The sequence below is a fragment of the Shimia sp. W99 genome (genome assembly GCF_053851455.3).
In genome coordinates, this window is sequence record NZ_JBSQBU020000001.1 from 2235238 (window position 1) to 2251956 (window position 16719).

19 protein-coding genes are annotated in these 16719 nt (G+C 63.4%); 11 read left to right on the forward strand and 8 right to left on the reverse strand.

The genetic code is table 11. From position 1 onward, the window contains the following. The first annotated feature begins 18 nt into the window (after positions 1 to 18). From ACS3QZ_RS11010 to plsY, 7 genes are all read left to right on the forward strand, one after another. On the forward strand, positions 19 to 690 hold the full coding sequence (locus tag ACS3QZ_RS11010; RefSeq protein ID WP_456037864.1) for a nitroreductase: 672 nt from the start codon (positions 19 to 21) through the stop codon (positions 688 to 690). Between the two features lie 159 nt (positions 691 to 849). Beyond that, positions 850 to 1806, forward strand: a complete 957-nt coding sequence (locus tag ACS3QZ_RS11015; protein WP_093091043.1) for an aspartate carbamoyltransferase catalytic subunit — start codon at positions 850 to 852, stop codon at positions 1804 to 1806. 100 nt (positions 1807 to 1906) lie between these two features. Beyond that, on the forward strand, positions 1907 to 2470 hold the full coding sequence (locus ACS3QZ_RS11020; RefSeq protein WP_456037865.1) for a hypothetical protein: 564 nt from the start codon (positions 1907 to 1909) through the stop codon (positions 2468 to 2470). Positions 2471 to 2478: 8 nt separating this feature from the next. After that, positions 2479 to 2907 (forward strand): hypothetical protein, encoded by a 429-nt coding sequence (locus tag ACS3QZ_RS11025; RefSeq protein ID WP_456037866.1) that lies wholly within the window; start codon positions 2479 to 2481, stop codon positions 2905 to 2907. After that, a complete protein-coding gene (locus tag ACS3QZ_RS11030) occupies positions 2904 to 3458 on the forward strand; it encodes an aspartate carbamoyltransferase catalytic subunit (RefSeq protein WP_456037867.1) in 555 nt (184 codons plus the stop codon). Before ACS3QZ_RS11025 ends, ACS3QZ_RS11030 begins: the two co-directional genes overlap by 4 nt. Continuing rightward, the gene (gene pyrC, locus ACS3QZ_RS11035) at positions 3455 to 4729 is read left to right on the forward strand and encodes a dihydroorotase (RefSeq protein WP_456037868.1); all 1275 of its coding nucleotides are present in this window, start codon (positions 3455 to 3457) and stop codon (positions 4727 to 4729) included. The genes ACS3QZ_RS11030 and pyrC overlap by 4 nt, the downstream gene beginning before the upstream one ends. Continuing rightward, positions 4729 to 5334: a glycerol-3-phosphate 1-O-acyltransferase PlsY gene (gene plsY, locus ACS3QZ_RS11040; protein ID WP_456037869.1), complete on the forward strand. Its 606-nt coding sequence runs from the start codon at positions 4729 to 4731 to the stop codon at positions 5332 to 5334. Before pyrC ends, plsY begins: the two co-directional genes overlap by 1 nt. 90 nt (positions 5335 to 5424) lie before the next feature. Here the strand turns inward: plsY and ACS3QZ_RS11045 are convergent, their stop codons facing one another. From ACS3QZ_RS11045 to ACS3QZ_RS11055, 3 genes are all read right to left on the reverse strand, one after another. Then, positions 5425 to 6795, reverse strand: a complete 1371-nt coding sequence (locus ACS3QZ_RS11045) for a glutamate--cysteine ligase (protein WP_456037870.1) — start codon at positions 6793 to 6795, stop codon at positions 5425 to 5427. A gap of 61 nt (positions 6796 to 6856) precedes the next feature. Next, positions 6857 to 7366 carry a hypothetical protein gene (locus ACS3QZ_RS11050; protein WP_456037871.1) on the reverse strand — a complete coding sequence of 170 codons (510 nt, stop codon included), beginning with the start codon at positions 7364 to 7366 and terminating at the stop codon, positions 6857 to 6859. Continuing rightward, a complete protein-coding gene (locus ACS3QZ_RS11055; RefSeq protein ID WP_456037872.1) occupies positions 7363 to 8088 on the reverse strand; it encodes a 16S rRNA (uracil(1498)-N(3))-methyltransferase in 726 nt (241 codons plus the stop codon). The genes ACS3QZ_RS11050 and ACS3QZ_RS11055 overlap by 4 nt, the downstream gene beginning before the upstream one ends. A gap of 12 nt (positions 8089 to 8100) precedes the next feature. On the opposite strand from ACS3QZ_RS11055, the gene ubiA reads away from it, so the two are divergent. From ubiA to ACS3QZ_RS11070, 3 genes are all read left to right on the forward strand, one after another. Further along, positions 8101 to 9078 carry a 4-hydroxybenzoate octaprenyltransferase gene (gene ubiA, locus ACS3QZ_RS11060; RefSeq protein WP_456037873.1) on the forward strand — a complete coding sequence of 326 codons (978 nt, stop codon included), beginning with the start codon at positions 8101 to 8103 and terminating at the stop codon, positions 9076 to 9078. Between the two features lie 61 nt (positions 9079 to 9139). Then, complete coding sequence (locus ACS3QZ_RS11065) at positions 9140 to 11218, forward strand: OmpA family protein (RefSeq protein ID WP_456037874.1); 2079 nt, start codon at positions 9140 to 9142, stop codon at positions 11216 to 11218. Then, positions 11205 to 11534, forward strand: a complete 330-nt coding sequence (locus ACS3QZ_RS11070; RefSeq protein ID WP_456037875.1) for a hypothetical protein — start codon at positions 11205 to 11207, stop codon at positions 11532 to 11534. Before ACS3QZ_RS11065 ends, ACS3QZ_RS11070 begins: the two co-directional genes overlap by 14 nt. A 374-nt stretch (positions 11535 to 11908) precedes the next feature. On the opposite strand, the gene ACS3QZ_RS11075 is transcribed toward ACS3QZ_RS11070, so the two are convergent. The 3 genes from ACS3QZ_RS11075 to pgsA are packed head-to-tail and all read right to left on the reverse strand — an operon-like array spanning position 11909 to position 13264. Then, positions 11909 to 12352 carry a molybdenum cofactor biosynthesis protein MoaE gene (locus tag ACS3QZ_RS11075; protein ID WP_456037876.1) on the reverse strand — a complete coding sequence of 148 codons (444 nt, stop codon included), beginning with the start codon at positions 12350 to 12352 and terminating at the stop codon, positions 11909 to 11911. 1 nt (position 12353) lies between these two features. After that, positions 12354 to 12599, reverse strand: a complete 246-nt coding sequence (moaD, locus tag ACS3QZ_RS11080) for a molybdopterin converting factor subunit 1 (protein ID WP_456037877.1) — start codon at positions 12597 to 12599, stop codon at positions 12354 to 12356. Between the two features lie 5 nt (positions 12600 to 12604). Continuing rightward, entirely contained in the window at positions 12605 to 13264 is a 660-nt protein-coding gene (gene pgsA, locus ACS3QZ_RS11085; RefSeq protein WP_093091070.1) for a CDP-diacylglycerol--glycerol-3-phosphate 3-phosphatidyltransferase, read from the reverse strand. 103 nt (positions 13265 to 13367) lie between these two features. Between pgsA and ACS3QZ_RS11090 the strand changes: the two genes are divergently transcribed. Continuing rightward, positions 13368 to 13697 carry a hypothetical protein gene (locus ACS3QZ_RS11090; RefSeq protein WP_456037878.1) on the forward strand — a complete coding sequence of 110 codons (330 nt, stop codon included), beginning with the start codon at positions 13368 to 13370 and terminating at the stop codon, positions 13695 to 13697. Here ACS3QZ_RS11090 and uvrC read toward each other — a convergent pair. Next, entirely contained in the window at positions 13694 to 15568 is a 1875-nt protein-coding gene (uvrC, locus tag ACS3QZ_RS11095) for an excinuclease ABC subunit UvrC (RefSeq protein ID WP_456037879.1), read from the reverse strand. The two genes, ACS3QZ_RS11090 and uvrC, sit on opposite strands and share 4 nt — an antisense overlap. 371 nt (positions 15569 to 15939) lie before the next feature. Next, positions 15940 to 16719 carry an SDR family oxidoreductase gene (locus ACS3QZ_RS11100; protein WP_456037880.1) on the reverse strand — a complete coding sequence of 260 codons (780 nt, stop codon included), beginning with the start codon at positions 16717 to 16719 and terminating at the stop codon, positions 15940 to 15942.

Genomic DNA, 16719 nt, shown 5'->3' on the forward strand with positions numbered 1-16719 from the left:
CAGGCCCCGAACCCCAAAATGACCGCCCATGACGTCCTGCAAGACCTCCTGCACGCCCGCCACTCCTGCCGCGCCTTCCGCCCTGATCCGGTGCCGCGCAACGTGATCGAAACCATTCTCACCGATGCGGGTCGCGCCGCCTCTTGGTGCAACGCGCAACCGTGGAAAATCTACCTGACCAGCGGCGACCAGACCGAAGCCTTCCGCACAATCATGCTCGACGCTTTCGACACCAAGTCCTCGTCCTGCGATTTCGACCCGCCCACAGGCTATACCGGCGCCCATCTCGAACGCCGCCGCACCTGCGGCTTGCAACTTTACGAAGCTGTCGGCATCGGACGCGGCGACCGCGCAGCCCGCAGCGCCCAGATGCGCGAAAACTACCGCTTCTTCGGCGCCCCCCACGTGGCCCTCATCGCCTCGGCGGGCGAGCTTGGCACCTATGGCGCGCTTGATTGCGGCGGCTTCATCACCGCCTTTTGCCTCAGCGCGCAATCACAGGGCATCGCCACCATCCCGCAAGCGGCCCTTGCCTTCTACGCCAACGAGGTACGTGCCTTTTTCGACATTCCAGAAGACTTCAAAGTGCTCGCGGCGATCTCTTTCGGCTATTCCGACACCGATCACCCCGCCAACAAGTTCCGCACCGAACGTGCGCCGCTGGACGATCTGGTCACCTGGCGCGGCTGACCCCGCCCCGGCCTCTATTTCCTTTTGCCCAAAGTATCCCGGGGGTGGGTTTGAAAATGCCTGCATTTTCAAACGAGGAGGCTGGCCCCCTCTCCCCACCTTGCTCCCCGCGCGCGCCCTTCTTATAAGCGATTGAGTTCAGCCACGGAGTGACGGCCCATGACCTTCCGCCAAAAGCACCTTCTCGGAATCGAACCGCTGCACCCGACCGAGATTACCACGCTTCTGGACCTCGCAGATCAATATGCCGATCTGAACCGGCGCGAACAGAAACACTCCGACGCGCTTTCCGGCCTGACACAGGTCAACATGTTCTTTGAAAACTCCACACGCACCCAGGCCAGCTTCGAACTCGCCGGCAAACGCCTTGGCGCGGACGTGATGAACATGGCGATGCAGGCCAGCTCGATCAAAAAGGGCGAAACCCTGATCGACACGGCGATGACACTGAACGCCATGCATCCCGACCTGCTGGTCGTGCGCCATCCGCATTCCGGCGCGGTCGACCTCTTGGCGCAAAAGGTGAACTGCGCGGTACTCAACGCCGGTGACGGACGCCACGAACACCCCACGCAGGCGCTGCTCGATGCGCTGACCATCCGCCGCTCCAAAGGCCGCCTGCACCGCCTGAATATCGCCATCTGCGGTGACATCGCCCATTCCCGCGTCGCCCGCTCCAACCTGATCCTATTGGGCAAAATGGAAAACCGCATCCGCCTTGTCGGCCCACCCACGCTTGTCCCGGCGCAATTCGCCGAGTTCGGCGCCGAGGTCTACGAAGACATGCGCGAGGGCCTGCGCGACGTCGACGTGGTGATGATGCTGCGCCTTCAGAAAGAACGCATGGATGGCGGCTTCATCCCCTCCGAACGCGAATATTACCACCGCTATGGGCTGGATGCCGAGAAACTCTCCTATGCCAAGCCGGATGCCATCGTCATGCATCCCGGCCCCATGAACCGCGGTGTCGAGATCGACGGCGAGATCGCCGACGACATCAACCGCTCTGTCATTCAGGAACAGGTCGAAATGGGCGTCGCCGTCCGCATGGCCGCGATGGACCTCCTCGCCCGCAACCTGCACGAGGCCCGCGCCAAACCTCGGGTGATGGTATGAGCGGCGAAGACCCCAAAGACCCCCGCGCCTCCGGCATGGTCGCCATGGTGGCGCTGATCGTGATGTTCGCGCTGGTGGGTGTGATGATCTGGGTGGCCGGATGAGCGCGCTCTCTGTCGCAGAGCAGGAACGCGGCATGGTCCGCGTCTTTGCGCTCGACATGCCCGAGCGCGACCTTGCCCGCCTCACCAATCCCGGCAAGACCGACCCCAGCCCGCAGGCCACCGTCGCCATGCTGGTCGGCCTCGACTGGCTCGAAGAGGGCGGGTTTGAAATCTTCGAAACCGACGTGCTCGGGGAACTGGGACTCGCAGGCTACCTGCGCGACGGCGGCGGCGTGGCCGAAGAAACCCTCGCAGCCGCCAAAATGCGCCTCAACGCTTTTGACGGCCCGGTCCTGATCCTCTATTCGCGCGCCTTTGGCGGCAAGGCGGCCACGCTCACCCCCGGCCCCGGCGTCACCCATCTGGGGAGCTTCGCCGAAGACAGCCCGCCCGTGATCTACGAAAAACTGCCCAGCGCAGCAGCCTCCGGCGCCCCGGTCTCCGGCGCAGCCCCCGAACCGGCCAAGCCCAATCCGCATCTCAACGTGCTTCTGGCCATTCTTGCCCTGCCGCTTGCCGCGATCATCATCGGTCTGATCTTCTACGGAGTTCTCAAATGAGCCCCTCCATGACCCCAACCACCCCGCTCGCTGACGGAGAAGAAGTGCTGCAAAGCTTCCGCGCCGACCGCGCCACCTATGTGCGCACCAATACGTGGATGGCCGCCGTCGCCATGGGCGCGGGCATGGTCATCCTCTGGCTTCTGGGCAACCCTTACGTCTGGACCGGCGCCGTGGGCGGCCTCGCGGCGGTTGCCGTGCGCGCCTTCTACCTCATGTCCGAGGCCCTCTCCGAACGCTGGGACCTTACCAACCAGCGCATCCTTGGCCCGATGACCCGCGCCATCCCACTGGGCAGTATCAAGCAACTCAACACGCTGGGCTCCGTGGTCCAGATCGTCACCCATTCCGGCGACAAATACCTGATCAAGTATCAGGCTGCCCCCAAGGCCACCATCGCCGCGATCCAGCGCGCTAGCGTCGGGGGGCACCCATGAGCGACGGCTGGGACGGTATCCTCGATCCGGGCGAGAAAATCCTCTGGCAGGGACGCCCCGACGGCGCGTTCGCCTTTGACTGGGGGGCTGTTTTCCCGCTGATCTTCGGCCTGTTCTTTGCCGGGTTCGCGCTGTTCTGGATGGTCATGGCATCGCTGGCAGGCGGTTTCTTCTGGATGTTCGGCCTTTTGCATTTCGGCGTCGGCATCGCCATCGCTCTCGGCCCGGTCTTCTGGCCCACATGGCGACGTCGGCACACATGGTACACGCTCACCGACAAACGCGCCTTCATTGCCACCGACATCCCCTTCAAGGGCAAAAAGCTCGACTTCTACCCGATCGACGCGGGCACGGTGTTTTCCTTCTACGACGAAGACCTCGCGACCATCCATTACGCCGAAAAGATCACCCAAACGAAAAAACACGGTGTCAGCCGCACCAAGATCGGCTTCGAACGCATCCCCGACGGACGCAACGTCTTGCGTCTGATGCGCGAGGTGCAGGACATCGACCGCCAGAAATCCGCAGACCCGGAAAGAGACAAGACATGAGCACGCTCTTCACCAACGCCCGCCTGATCGACCCCGAAGCCAACACCGACGCCTCCGGCTGGCTGCTGGTCGAAAACGGAACGATCGCAGCCAGCGGGACAGGCGATGCGCCCCAAGCAGACGAAGCCATCGACTGCAACGGCAAATGCCTCGCGCCGGGCATCGTCGATATCGGCGTAAAGGTCTGTGAACCGGGCGAGCGCCACAAGGAAAGCTACAAGACCGCCGGTCTTGCCGCCGCCGCGGGCGGTGTGACCACCATCATCACCCGCCCCGACACCCTGCCCGCCACCGACACCCCCGAGGCACTGGAATTCGTCGAGCGCCGCGCCAACGAGGCCGCGCCGGTGAACGTATTGCCCATGGCCGCCCTCACCAAGGGCCGCGAGGGCCGCGAAATGACCGAGTTCGGCTTCCTTCTCGATGCCGGGGCCGTGGCCTTTACCGATTGCGACCATGTCGTCACCAACACCAAGGTCCTGACCCGCGCCATGACCTATGCCCGCGCCCTTGGCGCGCTGATCATCTCGCATCCTCAGGAACCCGGCCTGTCGTCGGGGGCCGCCGCCACGTCGGGCAAATTTGCCGCCCTGCGCGGCCTGCCCACCGTGTCGCCCATGGCCGAGCGCATGGGGCTGGATCGCGACATCGCCCTCGTGGAAATGACCGGCGTGCGCTACCACGCCGACCAGATCACCACCGCCCGCGCGCTGCCCGCGCTGGAACGCGCCAAGAAAAACGGCTTCGACATCACCGCCGGGACGTCGATTCATCACCTGACTCTGAACGAACTCGACGTCGCCGACTACCGCACCTTTTTCAAGATCAAGCCGCCGCTCCGCTCTGAAGATGACCGACTCGCCGTCGTCGCGGCGGTAAAATCCGGCCTGATCGACATCATTTCCTCGATGCACACACCCCAGGACGAAGAGAGCAAACGCCTGCCTTTCGAGGAAGCCGCCTCCGGGGCCGTCGCGCTGGAAACTCTGCTCCCGGCGGCCATGCGCCTCTATCACGCGGAACACCTCACCCTGCCGGAACTCTGGCGCGCCATGTCGCTCAACCCGGCCAAGCGGCTGGGCCTGGCTTCCGGCCGCCTCACCCCCGGCGCCCCCGCCGATCTCGTGCTTTTCGACCCGGACGCCCCATTCATCCTCGACCGCACCAAGCTCAAGTCGAAATCCAAGAACACTCCGTTTGACGGCCAGCGCATGCAGGGTAAGGTGCTGGCAACCTATGTCGGCGGCCACGCCGTCTACCGGAGAACCTGATGCCCATCCTCGAAAGCGCCCCCCTTGTCCTGCTCCTATGGGCCGCCCTCGGCTACCTCCTGGGGTCGATCCCCTTCGGCATGGTCCTCAGCCGCGCCATGGGCCTTGGCAACCTGCGCGAAATCGGCTCGGGCAATATCGGCGCCACCAACGTCCTGCGCACCGGCTCCAAGAAAGCCGCCGCCCTGACCTTGGTTCTGGATGGTGGCAAGGGCGCTGTCGCCGTCCTGCTCGCCCGCGCCGTCGCAGGCGAAGATGCCGCCCAACTGGCTGGCCTGACGGCCTTTCTCGGCCATTGCTACCCGGTCTGGCTCGCCTTCAAGGGCGGCAAAGGGGTCGCCACCTTCCTTGGCCTCATGCTGGCACTGGCCTGGCCGGTCGGCATCGCCTGCTGCCTGACATGGCTCGCCACCGCCGCGCTCACGCGCATCTCGTCGCTCTCTGCCCTCGTCGCCGCCGCGACCAGCACGATCTGGATGGTCTTTCTCGGCCATTCACAGACCTTCTTCCTTGGCGTCCTGCTCACCCTGATCGTGTTCTGGCGCCACCGCGAAAACATCCGCCGCCTGCGTGCCGGAACCGAACCGAAGATCGGCAAGAAATAGGCCCTGCGCGGCCCTCCCCCTTCATTTTGCCAAAAATACTCCGGGGGGAGTCGCCGTTGGGCGACGGGGGGGCAGCGCCCCCCGACCCGCTCAATAACTATAGGCGTCGTAGATCCTGCTCAGATCGCCGCCCCAATCGCCCTCATAATGCTCCAAAAGCTCGTCCGCCGGCACCTTGCCGCTCTCGACGCTCTCTTTCAAAGCATTGAGGAAATGGGTCTCGTCCGGGACCAAACCACCCGCCCCGGCCCGCGCCCGCGCCTTCAGGCCCGCTTCCGAAATCGCCAGCACCTCGCGCGCGAGATCATGCATGTTCACGTCGCCGAACTTCGCCTGCAACCCGTCACGCGACGCCGCCACGCGCAGCCCCTCGCGCATCTCGGTGTTCCAGCCCTTGACCAGATCCCACGCCGCATCCAACGAGGACTGATCATACATCAGGCCCACCCAGAACGCGGGCAACGCACACAGCCGCCGCCACGGGCCACCATCAGCCCCGCGCATCTCCATGTATTTCTTGATCCGCGCCTCGGGGAAAATCGTCGTCAGGTGATCCGCCCAGTCGCTCAGCGTCGGCGTCTCACCGGGCAGCGCCGGAAGCTCCCCCTTGATGAAATCCCGGAACGACTGCCCCAGCGCGTTGATGTATTTCCCATCGCGATAGACAAAATACATCGGTACATCGAGCGCGTATTGCACATAGGATTCAAAGCCGAACCCGTCCTCGAACACGAAGGGCAACGTCCCGGTGCGGGCCGCGTCCAGATCGCGCCACACACGCGACCGCCAGCTCTTGTGCCCGTTGGGCTTGCCATCCAGGAAAGGCGAATTGGCAAACAGCGCGGTCGCCACCGACTGCAGCGCCAGCGCCACGCGCAACTTCTGCACCATGTCGGCTTCGGACGCGAAATCGAGATTCACCTGAACCGTGCAGGTCCGGCGCATCATGGTCGTGCCCATGGTGCCAACTTCCTGCATGTAGCCATCCATCAGCTTGTAACGCCCCTTGGGCATCAACGGCATGTCTTCATGTTTCCAGATCGGCGCCGCGCCCAGCCCGATGAACCCCACGCCGATCTTGTCGGCAATGTCCTTCACGTCGACAAGGTGCTGGTTCACCTCGTCACAGGTCTGGTGAATGTTCTCCAGCGGCGCGCCCGAAAGCTCCAGCTGCCCGCCCGGTTCCAGAGACACGTTGGCGCCGTCTTTTTCCAGCCCGATCAGCTTGCCACCCTCTTCCACCGGGGCCCAGCCATGGCCATCGCGTAGCCCCTGCAACACGGCCAGAATCGACCGTTCCCCCTCATAGGGCAGCGGTTTATGCGTGTCCTTGCAATAGCCGAACTTCTCGTGCTCGGTGCCAATGCGCCATGTGTCTTTAGGCTTGCAGCCGCTCTCAAGATACTCGGCCAACTGGTCGTGATGCTCGATCGGCCCGCCGCCGGACTGAGGGATGGACATGCGCTTTTCTCCGATCCTTTTCGCTCGCTTCAGGCAGTCGTGGGGGGAATTTCCCCGAGTGTCAATGCAACAGCACGCCGGATTTCTGCCAGATCACGACGGGGTGATCCGGTTTTTCCTGCAACCGGGCCAGCATTGCTTCGGTCTTCAAACCCGGCAAGGTGGCAAAGGCGTCAAACAGGGCATCACTGCCCTCGGCATTGACGGGGATCATCAACGGCGCCTGTCCGGCCTGCGACAGCACCCAGACCGCCGGATGCGATCGCCCATCAAGCGCCAGCCTCGTGAGGTCGCGCATCGCCACGCTGCCCCCGTCAAGCGGACCGAAATAGATCACCGCCCCTTCATCCACCTGCACCACGCCAGGGCCACCATGCCCGCTGCGAAACCGGGCACGCTGAATGCCCGCAATGATGAAGATGACGCCCAAAACGGTCACGCCATAGCCCAGCCACTGCAAAAGCCCGAACCCGCTGGCCCACCACAGGCCAAGCATCAGTACCGCCAGTCCGACCAATGCCTCGCGCCAGCGCAAGAGCGCCGCACGTGCTTCGGGACGGATGAAACTCATCCCCAATCCCCCAGCGCCTGCTGCCAAAGGGTCATCGCCGCAACCGCCGCCGTGTCGGCCCGCAGAATGCGCGGCCCAAGGCTGACCACATGGGCAAACGGCAAGGCTTTGAGACGCGCCCGCTCGTCGGGTGAAAATCCGCCCTCCGGCCCGATCAGGATTGCCCACTGATCGCCAGAAGCCGCACCCAACCGCGCGGCACTTCCCACCTCGGCCTCGTCACAAAACATCAACTGCCGCCCCTCGGGCCAGTCCGCCAACACCCGGTCGAGCTTTTGCAGATCGGCAACTTCCGGCACAAATGTCCCGCCGCATTGCTCGGCGGCTTCCACCGCATGCGCCTGCAACCGGTCCTGCCGGATCCGCTCGGAATTGGTGAAATCGGTCTGCACCGGCATGATCCGCGCCGCGCCCATCTCGGCGGCCTTTTCCACGATGAAATCCGTGCGCGCCTTCTTGATCGGGGCAAAGATCAGCCACAGGTCGGGCGGCATCTGCAACGGCTTGGTCTGCGCCTCGCAGACCAGCACGCCGCGCCGCTTCCCGGCCTCGACCACGCCACAACGCCACTCGCCATCGCGCCCGTTGAACAACGCCACGGCATCGCCCACACCAAGGCGCATCACCCCGAAAAGATAATGCGCCTGATCCCGCTCCAGAGGAATGGTTTGCCCTTCCCCCAGCGGGTGCTCTACATACAGCCTGACTTTTGCATCTTTCATGGAGCAATACATATGGCCGCCACGCCGACAACGCCAGAGCCAAACCCCGCACCGCAGGGGCAGGTTTCCGATGCCGTCAAGGGCAACTGGGTCGATCACCTCGCCCCGGCATGGTCGCGCCCCTACCTGCGCCTTTCCCGCGCAGACCGCCCGATCGGCACATGGCTGCTGTTGCTGCCCTGCTGGCTGGGGCTGGGGCTGGCCATGCTCTTTGACGGGCGTGCTTCGCTCTTTGACCTCTGGATCTTCATCGCCTGCGCAGCCGGGGCGTTCCTGATGCGCGGGGCGGGCTGTACGTGGAATGATATCACCGACCGCGAATTCGACGCCCAGGTCGAACGCACCCGCTCACGCCCGATCCCCTCGGGACAGGTCAGCGCCAAACAGGCCGCTGTCTGGATGGTCCTGCAGGCGCTGATCGCCTTTGCGATCCTGCTCACCTTCAATCTCAACGCCATCCTGCTGGGCATCCTGTCGCTGCTGCCCGTGGTCGTCTATCCCTTTGCCAAGCGCTTCACGTGGTGGCCACAGGTCTTCCTTGGCCTCGCCTTCAACTGGGGCGCGCTGCTGGCCTGGACCGCCCATACCAGCACGCTCAACGCGCCCGCCATCGTGCTCTACGTCGCCGGTATCGCCTGGACACTCTATTACGACACGATCTACGCCCATCAGGACACCGAGGACGACGCCCTGATCGGGGTCAAATCCACCGCCCGCCTCTTTGGCGACAACTCCCCGCAATGGCTGCAAGGGTTCCTGATCGCCACCGTTGCCCTCATGGGCCTCGCGGTGATCCTCGCCGCCATCGACCGGTCCCCGGCATCGCTGGCCGTGGCGCTCCTGGGGCCGCTGGCAATGGGCTGGCACATGCAATGGCAGATGCGCCGCCTCGACATCGCCGATCCGCATATCTGCATGATCCTCTTCCGCGCCAATCGCGACACCGGCCTGATCCCCTTGCTGTTTTTCGCCGTTGCGTGGTTCCTGTGATTGCAAGCCCGTCCCCCGCGTCGTATCACCTGCGGACCACTTCGCTGAAACGGCTCACTGAATGCGTCTATCTTCCCTGCTCATCGTCTTTGCGACCTTCGCAACAGCCGCCCTTCTCAGCTTGATCGCCGCGAGCTTTTCCGCCGACCTGATCGAGGACAGCTCGCGCAGCAGCGTCAAACACGAGCTCGACGTGCAGGGCATGACCTGGGCCGAGGTCCATGCAGAGGGGCTGCAAGTCTTTCTCGCCGGGGTTGCCCCTTCCGAGGCCGCCCGCTTCAAGGCGATCTCCGCGGCTGGCAGCATCGTCGACGCGGCCCGCGTGATCGACAACATGCAGGTCGAGGCCACGGCCGACATCGCCCCGCCGCGCTTTTCCATCGAGATCCTGCGTAACGACGCGGGTATCTCGCTCATCGGCCTGATTCCGGAAACCTCGGACCGCTCCGACATCGTCGACCAGATGATCGACATCGCCGGACGCCCGAACGTGACCGACCTTCTGGAAACCGCCGAATACACCGCCCCGCGCGGCTGGAACCGGGCCCTGAAATTCGCGCTCTCGGCGCTCGACATCCTGCCGCGCGCCAAGATTTCGGTTGCGGCCAACGCGGTCTCGATCACCGCCATGTCCGACAGCCCCGAGGCCCGGCGCGAACTCGAAGCCGATCTCTTGCGCCGCGCCCCCAAGGACCTGCGCCTTGATCTCGACATCTCCGCGCCGCGCCCGGTGATCACGCCCTTCACCCTGCGCTTCCTGATCGACGAAGAAGGCGCGCGTTTCGATGCCTGCTCGGCCGACACCGAAAAGGCGCGCGTCCGCATCCTGACCGCCGCCCGCCTTGCCGGGCTCGACGGAAGCGCCGATTGCACGATCGGCCTTGGCGTGCCCACCCCGAGCTGGGCCACCGCCGCCGAAAAGGCCATTGCCGGGCTGGCCGTTCTGGGCGGCGGCTCTGTCACCTTTACCGACGCCGACATCACGCTTGTCGCCCGCCAGGGCACCGAACAGGCCCTGTTCGACACCGTCGTCGGCGAACTGGAAAGCGGCCTGCCCGACGTCTTCGCCCTGCATTCCACCCTGCCCCCGCCGCCCGAAGCGGACGAGGGCGCTCCGGCCATCCCCGAGTTCACCGCCACACTCAGCCCCGAAGGGCTTCTGCAACTGCGCGGCCGCCTGCCCGACGAATTGTCACGCCAGACCACCGAAAGCTATGCCAAGGCCCGCTTCGGTGGCGGCTCGGTCCACATGGCCGCGCGGCTTGACGACACGCTCCCGGCAAGCTGGCCGGTACGTGTCATGGCCGGGCTGGATGCGCTGTCGCTACTGCATAACGGCGTGCTCAACATCACCCCTGACGGCCTGCGCGTCGCCGGACGCACCGGCAACACCGAGGCCAACGCCGAGATCGCCCGACACCTCGCAGACAAGCTCTCGCAGACCGACAGCTTCTCGATCGACGTGCGTTATGTCGAGGAACTCGACCCGATCGCGGCCCTGCCAACGGCCGAGGAATGCATCGCCGGGCTGCAGGCAATCCAGAAAGACCAGAAAATCCTGTTCGAACCCGGATCGGGCACGCTGGATGCCAGCGCCGAACCGATCATCGACGCGATTGCCCAACAGCTTACCGAATGCCCTGACCTGAAGGTCGAAATCCAGGGTCATACCGACAGCCAGGGCCGCGAGTCGATGAACCAGGCCCTGAGCCAGACCCGCGCCCAGTCGGTCCTGACCGCACTTCAGGATCGTCGCATCCTGACGGCGGGCATCGTGGCGACCGGCTATGGGGAAAGCCAGCCGATCGCCGACAATGACACCGAAGAGGGGCGCGAAGCCAACCGACGCATCGAATTTGTCCTGATTCAGCCCGAGGCCGAGGAAGGCGACGGAACAGGTGGCGAGACGGCCGAGACCGCGCCCGAAGACGGGGCCGAGGAGGCCGCACCCGCGGCGGAAGAGGCCCAGCCCGCGGTCGAAGAGGCCCAGCCCGACGCGACGTCCGAAGACGCAGAAGACACCGAAGGCTCCGGCGACGCCGAACCCGACACCAGCGGCGACGCCGCTCCAGACGCCCCGGAAACGAACGCCGAAACAGACACCACCGGCACGGAGAACACGACCGATGACACGAACTGAGTTTATCCTGATGACCGCCGTCATCCTCTTCGTGGCCTTCTGCATGGGCTGGTTCGCCAACTGGTTGGTGCACCGCTTTACCCGCGTCGCGCAATCCGACGTGGATCAACTCGAACGCATGAGCCAGGAGTTGCACGAGGCCGAGGAAACCCGCGATCAGGCGATCACCTATCTGCAACAGCGCGAGGCCGAGCTGACCAACCAGCTCACCCAGACCGAGGCCGAGCTTTCGGCTGCCATGGACGGCCTGCGCGACGCCCGCCACGAGGCCGAAGAGCTGCGCGCCTATGTCGAACGGGTAAACCAGAACGGTTAAGTCGGCCCGGAATCAAGGTGCGCAAGCGCGCCGCCGGGCATCGTCGTCGCGCCCCTACGCGGCGGCGATTTGGTGAGGTCAGTCACAGGCTTCAGAAGTGCAGAGTTTGGCACGATAAACTGCGCACCGGATCTGTCGCTTCGCCACCGCGCACGACGACTTTGCCCGGCGTAGAAATCGACTCATCGCCCAGCTCAATTTCCTCAAAAAAACGCAAACCCGCCGTCCGCGCGCTTAACCACGCGATTTTACCCGTCCATACCGACGCAATACCGACGTGATACCGAACCCGATTTTCCCTGTTAACCAAGGGCATTCTGCGCGATTCGCGCCGCCCGTCCGATCAGCACTGAAACGCTCCGTTCAGCCTCCGTTTACCAACGGCTGAGCGCGTCCTCATCCTCGTCCTTCGCGGCCACCCAATCGGCGCCGTCACGGGTGATCTCTTTCTTCCAGAACGGCGCCCGCGATTTGAGGTAATCCATCAGGTATTCCGCCGCTTCGAATGCGTCCTTACGATGCGGCGCAGCCGTGGCGACCATCATGATCATGTCCCCCGGCTCCAGCGCCCCGTGGCGGTGAATGACCAGCACGTCACCCAGGTTCCAGCGCGCCTGCGCCTCGCGCGCAATCTTTTCCAGCGCCTTTTCGGTCATGCCCGGATAATGCTCGATCACCATCCGGTCGAGATCTCCGCGCGCCAGGTCCCGCACCACGCCGGTAAAGGTCACGATCGCGCCCATGTCCTTGTGGCCACTGGCAAATTCGCTTGCCTCCGCCCCAAGATCGAACGCCGCTTCCTGCACCGAAATCCGCATGTCACCCTCCGGTCATCGGCGGGAAAAACGCCACCTCGCGCACGCCATCCAGCGATGCGTCAAAGTCGGTCAGCTCCTGATCCACCGCTACCCGCAGCGCGCTCAGATCGGCAAACGCTGCCGTGTAACGCTCTTCGCGCGCCTTCAGTTCCTCGACCAGCTCGGCCACCGTCGCGGCCCCTGTGTCGACCGTCTCCTTGGGCACCCCGATCCGCTCGCGCACCCATGCAAAGTAAAGCACATCCATCTGCGTCAATCCTTCAAATGCGGCTTGGCCTTGTTGAAATAGTCGATCCCCGTCACCGCCGTCAGCACCGCCGCAATCCACAAGAGCGCCATGCCGATCCAGCCCGACCAGATCATGCCGTCATATTTCCAACGCAGCCCCTGAAGGTCCTCGACTTCCCCGGCCATGACCTGATCCACCAGCGCCTGATCCATGCCCCAGGCGCTCATGCCAAGGTAATGTTCGAACACGCCTTGGGCAAAAAGTGTCGCGATTGCAATCATTTGCGTGGCCGTTTTCCATTTGGCAAGCTTTGTCACCTTGAGCGTCCCTGCCACGTCGCCAAGGAACTCCCGCAGGCCCGACACGAACACTTCCCGGAACAGGATCACGGTGGCGGGCAGCACCAGCCACGGCGACATCGACGAATAGCCCACAATGACCATCAACGCGATCACCACCATGGCCTTGTCGGCGATCGGGTCGATCATTGCGCCCAGCTTGGTCTCCTGCCCAAGGGCCCGCGCCAGATAGCCGTCAAACCAGTCCGTCACCGCCGCAACAAGGAACAGGCACAGCGCAAACCAGTCGGCATAAGGCCGCGTGAAATAAAGGAACATAACAGCGACCATCGGCGCCGCCAAAAGGCGCAGGACCGACAGGATATTTGGGATCGTCCAGTTCATGTCTGCCTTCCTAAAGGCTTTTGAATACAACAGCTAGCCCGACTTTGAACCGAATGTGCTATGATGGGCTCACGCGCGATATGCCAAAGCAAAGGAGAAGAGTATGAAACCAGTTGTACTCCTGATCGGCAAGCTGCGTCAGGTCATCAGCGAGGTGCCCCGCCAGCTTGATCACCTGCCGGTCAACTGGCTGGGCGCGCATGACCACGCCGAGGTCATGCATCAGCTTGAAAACGAACCCAATATTGCCTGCGCCATCATTGGCGGTTCGCTACCCGATGACGTGCGCGGCGACCTCGTGGCAATGATCGCCACCCGGCGTCCGGACATCTGCATTCACGTCAAGGACCGCGCCTCCGGCCCCGACGCCATGGCGGGTTTTGTGGACCGCGTCGTGCGCATGCAATTCGTGCGGGACCGTGCCTCGGCCTAACCGCGTTCGTGGAAATAATCATAGATGGTTTCGGCCAGGGCGCCCGAGATACCATCCACCGCCTTGAGATCCGCCAGGTTGGCGCGTGACACGGCCTTGGCTGACCCGAAATGCGCAAGCAGGGCGCGCTTGCGCGTCGCGCCCACACCCGGCACATCATCCAGCGGCGTTGCGCCGATCGCCTTGGCCCGCTTGGCTCGGTGCGTGCCGATCGCAAACCGATGCGCCTCGTCACGCAACCGCTGCACGAAATACAAAACCGGATCATTGTGACGCAGCGCCATCACCCGCTGTCCGACCCGATGAAACTCTTCCTTGCCCGCGTCGCGATCCACCCCCTTGGCCACGCCCACCATGGGAATATCCTCAACCCCCATCTCGCGCATGATCTCGGCCACCACCGACACCTGCCCCGCGCCCCCGTCGATCAGCAACAGGTCTGGCCACATACCGTTTTCCCGATCCGGATCTTCCTTGAGCAGCCGCTTGAACCGCCGGGTCAGCACCTCTTTCATCATGCCGAAATCATCCCCCGGCGTGAGTGCATCGCCCTTGATGTTGAACTTGCGATAGCTGTTCTTCATGAACCCCTCGGGCCCGGCAACAATCATCGCCCCAACCGCGTTGGTGCCCTGAATATGGCTGTTGTCATAGACCTCGATCCGCTGCGGCGGCCCATCCAGATCAAAGGCGTCCGCCAAGCCTTTCAACAGCTTGGCCTGCGTCGCGGTCTCGCTCATCTTGCGCGCAAGGCTCTCTCGGGCGTTGCGCGCCGCCCCGGCCACCAGCTCGGCCTTTTCGCCCCGCTGCGGCACCAAAATCTCCACCTTGCGTCCCAGCTTCTGTGTCAGCGCATCCGCCATCAGGTCGGCGTTTTCGATCCCGTGGCTCAGGATCAGCTGCCGCGCCGGGTCCTTGGTGTCATAGAACTGCCCGATAAAGGCCTCCAGCACCTCTGCCGCCTCGATCTCGGCCCCCACGCGCGGATAGAAATCCCGGTTTCCCCAGTTCTGATGCCCTCGGATAAAGAACACTTGCACACAGGCCTGCCCGTTTTCCAGATGCAACGCGATCACGTCGGCTTCGGCCACCCCGCGCGGGTTGATACCCTGCGTGCTCTGAACGTTGGTCAGCGCCTTGATCCGGTCGCGCAGCGCAGCCGCCTGCTCAAACTCCATCGCGTCCGAGGCCGCCTGCATCTGCTTGGCCAGGGTCTCTTGTATCTGCGTCGACCGCCCCGCAAGGAACCGCTCCGCATCGCGTACGCTTTCGGCATAATCCGCCTTGGAAATCTTGTCGACACAAGGCCCCGAACACCGCTTGATCTGATAGAGCAGGCAAGGCCGCATCCGGCTCTCGAACATCGCGTCCGAGCAATTGCGCAACAGGAACACTTTCTGCAATTGGTTCAGCGTCCGGTTCACCGCCCCCGCGCTGGCAAAGGGCCCGTAGTAGCTGCCCTTTTCCTTCTTTGCCCCGCGATGTTTCTTGATCTGGGGAAAATCGTGCGCCTTGCTCACGAGGATATTGGGAAAGCTTTTGTCGTCGCGCAGCAGCACGTTGTATTTCGGTTTGAGCTGCTTGATCAGGTTCTGCTCCAGAAGCAGCGCCTCGGTTTCCGTCTTGGTCGTGAGGAACATCATCGACGCGGTTTCCGAAATCATCCGCGCAATCCGCCCCGAATGCCCCCCCGGTCGCGCATAGTTCGACACCCGCGCCCGCAGGTTCCGCGCCTTGCCCACGTAAAGCACCCGCGCCTGCGCATCCAGCATCCGGTAAACACCGGGCGACCCGTCCAGTGTCTTCAGGTAACCGTGGACACAGGCGTAACCGGTGGGTGCGTTAGGGGTTTTTTGATCCTGGGATGTCATAGTCCACCGAAATATGATTCTTTTGGGCGCCCTGCAATCTCCCGCGTTTTTTCGCAACCCAAAACAAATCCACCAAACCTGTGGATAAGTCTGATGATATCTTTCCGTGAACCGGGAATTTTCCTTGTTTTCGGCCCGCTTCGTTGATTTGCCTATTTTTTAGGCACTATTTTAAGGGCTTGAAATTAAATAATATTTTTTAACATGCGTGGCAAACACCTGAAAACATTACAAAAAATGTAACACGTTTGTGACGATTTGCGCCCCGGTGCAAAACTTGCAGGGGAGAGACAGGTTTAGACCTCGCCCAGCTTCTTCCTGCACCCGAAATGCCTGCCCTAACGTCACCCTGAAACCGGGCGCGCCCGAGCCTATTCCACGCCCTGAATGTCGGGGGTTTGCCAGCCAAGGTGCTGACCGCCGTCGACACAGATCAACTGCCCGGTCACGGCCTTCGCATCGAGCAGATACCCCAAAGCTGCGGTGATATCCCCCGCATCCGCCCCACGCTGCAAAACCGTGTTGGCCCGCTGGTTCGCAAAGTGTCGGTCGCTCTGACGCGCGCCCTGCAGGGTCGGCCCCGGCCCGATCGCATTGACCCGGATATGCGGCGCAAGCCCCTGCGCCGCGGTCTGCGTCAGCGCCCAAAGCCCCATCTTGGCAATGGTATAGGTCGAAAACTCGGGCGTCAGCTTGCGCACCCGCTGATCAACCATATTGACCACCAGCCCCGCCGCCACCGGCTCTGCCCCGGCATCCTCCTGCGCCTCAAGCCCCTGTCGGGCCATCGCCTGAATCAGCACGTAGGGCGCGCGCAGATTGCTTTCGATATGCCGGTCCCAGCCTTGCCGGGTTGCGGTTTCGATCCGGTCATATTCAAAGATGGACGCATTGTTCACGAGGCATGTCACCGGCCCGTTCAGCCCTGCTACCGCCGCCTCGAAAAGCGCCACGGTTTCGGCTTCCTGCAACAGGTCGGCCTGCAACGCAACCGCGTGACGGCCCATCGCCCGGATTTCGTCAACGACCGCCTCCGCCTCCTCTGCGGCGCTGGCGTAGTGTACCGCCACATCAAAGCCGCGCTCGGCAAGATAAAGCGCCATGGCGCGGCCAAGCCGCTTGCCCGCTCCCGTAACCAAGGCTCTTTTCAC